This window comes from Acinetobacter sp. UBA3106, from assembly GCA_002365595.1.
Taxonomy (GTDB): Bacteria; Pseudomonadota; Gammaproteobacteria; order Pseudomonadales; family Moraxellaceae; genus Acinetobacter.
Genome location: DFAM01000026.1, coordinates 10849 through 15211 on the forward strand (window position 1 = coordinate 10849; position 4363 = coordinate 15211).

The 4363-nt window shown below is 40.9% G+C and carries 4 protein-coding genes; all 4 read left to right on the forward strand.

What is annotated here, in order from left to right:
• Positions 1–1086 (forward strand): 3'-5' exonuclease (locus tag B4C48_RS13800; RefSeq protein ID WP_291357483.1); only part of this gene is annotated, 1086 nt, incomplete at its 5' end.
• A 33-nt stretch (positions 1087–1119) separates the two neighbouring features.
• Positions 1120–1572, forward strand: coding sequence for a dUTP diphosphatase (gene dut / locus B4C48_RS13805; protein ID WP_291357485.1), 453 nt, complete (start codon positions 1120–1122; stop codon positions 1570–1572).
• A gap of 462 nt (positions 1573–2034) precedes the next feature.
• A complete protein-coding gene (locus tag B4C48_RS13810; protein ID WP_291357487.1) occupies positions 2035–3459 on the forward strand; it encodes a phosphomannomutase/phosphoglucomutase in 1425 nt (474 codons plus the stop codon).
• Between the two features lie 10 nt (positions 3460–3469).
• On the forward strand, positions 3470–4363 hold an 894-nt coding region (argB, locus tag B4C48_RS13815), incomplete at its 3' end, for an acetylglutamate kinase (RefSeq protein WP_291357489.1).

Sequence of the window (4363 nt, forward strand, 5' to 3'; positions counted from 1 at the left end):
ATTCGGGTCATTACCTGCCGTAATGATGATGACGAAGCCGAACGCGTGGTCAAGGATCTGATTACCCATAAGCTGATGAATGGGAAAAACTGGAAAGATTACGCGATTTTATATCGTGGTAATTTCCAGGCACGCATTTTGGAAACCCAGCTGCGTCAAATGCAGATTCCATACAAGCTTTCTGGTGGTCAGTCTTTCTTTGCTCGCGCAGAAATTAAAGACCTCATGAGTTATTTACGTTTAATTATTAACCCTGAAGATGACAGTGCATTTTTACGGATTATTAATACGCCTAAACGTGCCATCGGTCCGGTGACATTGGAAAAGCTGGGCTTGTTTGCACAAGAAAATCATTTGTCCTTATTGGCCGCGGCAGGTGATCAGCGCCTGACCATGGTGATTCCTAAAAAAGCCACTACACAATTGGCTGAATTTGCCGATTTTATTAGCAATTTCACCCGGAACCTGCTTGATGATGACGAGCCTGTACCGATTATCCGCCAGATGATGCATGAAGCTGGCTATATTGATTACATTAAGGAAAATGCAGCCACACCAGCGCAGGAAAAAACCAAGCTGGATAATATTGAAGTGCTGTATAGCAGTATTCAAAGTCTCATCAACCGCGCCGAAGATGTGGATGACAAGAATATTGAAAGTGTAATTCGTAAAATGGTGTTGCTGGATATGCTCGAGCAACAGCAGGAAGAAGAAGATACCGATAAAGTGAATTTGTTGACTTTGCATGCATCGAAAGGTCTGGAATTTCCTTATGTCTATCTGATTGGTCTGGAAGAAGAAATTCTGCCGCATAAAAACTCGATTGCAGCTGAAACCGTGGAAGAAGAACGCCGTTTGATGTACGTGGGTATTACCCGTGCCCGTCAAGGTTTGACTATTACTTTGGCCGAGCAGCGTAAAGCAGGTGGGCAGATGAAACAAATGACACCAAGCCGCTTCCTGGATGAACTACCACAAGATGAACTGGAATGGCTGGGCCGCAAGAAAAAATTGGCAGGCAATATTGATCCAAAACTGCAAGCCCAGCATTATCTTGAAAATTTACGTGCGCTGATCAAGCGTTAATTCACTATTTAAACCATGCAATTAGGAAAACAAATGAAAGTTCAAGTGAAAGTACTCGATACACGTTTAGGCAACGAGTGGCCTATGCCAACTTATGCGACTTCGGGTTCAGCAGGTCTGGACTTGCGTGCCTGTGTGAATGAAGAGACTGTCATTGAACCGGGTCAAACAGTATTGGTGAAAACCGGTTTGGCTATTTATATTGAAGATACCAATTTTGCCGGTTTAATTTTACCGCGCTCAGGTTTAGGACATAAACATGGCATTGTTTTAGGCAATCTGGTGGGCCTGATTGATTCAGATTATCAAGGTGAGTTGATGGTATCGGTGTGGAACCGTAGCCAAACAGCATTTACTTTACAGCCTGGTGAGCGTTTAGCACAGTATGTACTGGTTCCTGTTATGCAGGCGCAATTTGATATTGTGAATGAATTTGAAGCAACTGAACGTGGCGCAGGTGGTTTTGGTCATACCGGTAAAGGCTAAATATTGTTTTAGTTTTAAAATAAACAACCTGATAAACACGTCGCTATATGTGTTTATCAGGTTTTATTTTTACTATAAAAATTATTTTATTTAAAAGATTAATCACATTTATAATAAAATGAATTATTAATAGATATTTCATGTGTTTATCTATAAAGCATTGATTTAGAAGTTTTTTAGTTTAAGTGTTTTGTTTTGTACTATTTTGTATATAGATGGTTGTTAAATCAAAACTATTGATAGGTTTAAATCTTTTATATCTTATAAAATATTTATCTTTCAAAGAAATAAGCTGTTTTTTTAAAAGAAGAAAACACAATTCTGCCTTTGATTAAAACGATGAAATTCTTTTAAAATGCTCATCTTTTCCTTTAAGATGATGCACTGGTTGTGAATACTGACCTAATCCAATATTCCATAAGATTTGCTTTTTATGGGCTACTCTAAGTAGAAGATGTCATCATGAATTTTGAAAATAAAAAATTCCCTGCACAAATTTTTCGTGCCTATGATATTCGTGGAAAAATATCACTTTTGACACCGGAACTTGTCAAAGCCATTGCCTATGGGTTGGTGATTCAATATCAAAAATTAGGACAGACTCAATTGGCCATTGGTTATGACGCGCGTTTAACCAGTCCTCAATATGCAGAAATTATCCGACAAATATGTGAAGAAAAAGGCTTGCAAGCCACTATTATTGGTTGCTGTTCGACTCCGTTATTGTATTTTATTGCCCGTCAATTTGAGGGTAACGGCATAATGCTCACTGCCAGCCATAATCCAAAAACAGATAATGGTGTGAAGTGGGTTATTCAGGGCGAGCCGCCTTGTCCAGAACAGATTCAACAAGTAGCTTTAGCTGCATGTTCGGTTTTTGCTCCAGAAGAAAAAATACATATTGATCCCATTCAACATGAAGTTATAGTTAAATATTGCCTTGAATATCAACATGCTTTATTAAGCGATATCCAGTTAAAGCGACCATTTAAAGTGGTCCTGGACGGATTGAATGGTTCAGCCGGACGCTGTGCGGCTTTAGTGCTCAAAAAAATGGGCTGTGAACTGACTGCTATCCGCTGTGAAGCTGATGGTCATTTTCCGGACCATGCACCTGATCCTTCACAAGAGAAGCATCTCTCGGAATTAAAGCAAACCGTACTTGAACAGCAAGCCGATATTGGTATTGCGCTGGATGGTGATGGCGACCGACTGGTCTTGATTGATGAACATGGCACAATAATTTCTGCAGATCGGTTGTTGTCGTTATTTTCAGAAATGTGCCTGAAAACGCATCCGGGTTATGAAGTGGTTTATGATGTCAAATGTTCGACCATGGTGGGCAATACTGTTCGTTATTTAGGTGGACAGGCCAAAATGATCCGTACAGGAAGCTCTTTTTTGCGTACCTATATCGCGAATTCGCAAGGTAAAGCTGTATTTGGTGGAGAGTACGCAGGTCATTATGTATTTAATGATGGGCGTGGTTTTGGTTATGATGATGGTTTATATGCTGCATTACGCATACTTGAATATCTCAGCCAGCAGGCTGATTTAACCCTATCCCAAGCCTTGAAAGCTTATCCGGAACGTTATTGCACTGAAGATCTCTATATTAGTACCCATAGTGAAGAGCCGGCAGCAGTATTACAGGATGTTGAATTAAAAAGTCATGATTTGAATGCACAATTGAGTAAAATTGATGGTGTACGACTTGATTTTGAAGATGGATTTGGCATTATTCGAGCATCGAATACCGGCGAATATTTTACAGTACGGTTTGATGCAGATAATCCGGTAAGATTAAACGCTATTCGACATACATTTGTTTCCATGTTAAGTGACCGATATCCTCAAATCGCACAAGACATTTTAGATGCTCAATAAGGAGAGGCGAATGCCACATCAGCATACTGGCATCGACAAAGCACAAATTTTGACAGAAGCTTTGCCGTATATTCAACGTTTTGCAGGTAAGACGCTAGTAGTAAAGTATGGTGGCAACGCAATGACCGATCCAGAGCTGGAAAGCTCGTTCGCACGTGACATTGTATTGTTAAAAACGGTCGGCTTAAATCCAATTGTGGTGCATGGTGGCGGTCCTCAGGTTGATTCCTTCCTGAAACAGTTGGGGCGTGAATCTGACCGTATTGATGGTATGCGCGTGACTGATCCTGCCACCATGGAAGTGGTTGAAATGGTTTTGGGTGGTAGCGTGAATAAATCCATCGTGAATCTGATTAATCAACATGGTGGTCGTGCTATTGGTTTAACCGGTAAAGATGGCAATTTGCTACGCGCACAAAAGCTGTTGATGGAGAAAACCGCTGAAGACGGCACAGTCAAGCAGATTGATTTGGGTCTGGTCGGTGAAGTCATTGGTGTAAAAACTGACGTGCTTGAAATGTTCACGAATAGCGATTTCATTCCTGTGATTGCACCCTTAGGTGTAGATGATGAAGGTAATACCTACAATATCAATGCCGATTTAGTTGCAGGTAAAGTCGCTGAAGCCTTAGGTGCAGAAAAACTCATACTTCTGACCAATATTAGCGGCGTACTAGATGAAAATAAAAATCTGCTGACGGGTTTAACTACTCAGGAAGTCGATCGTTTGATTGAAACCGGTGTGATCTATGGCGGCATGATTCCTAAAGTGGGCTGTGCACTGGATGCTGTTAAAGGCGGTGTGGTCAGCGCGCATATTGTAGATGGACGTGTTCCACATGCAACCTTGCTGGAAATTTTTACCGATCATGGGGTAGGTACGTTAATTACCAACCGTGCCAAG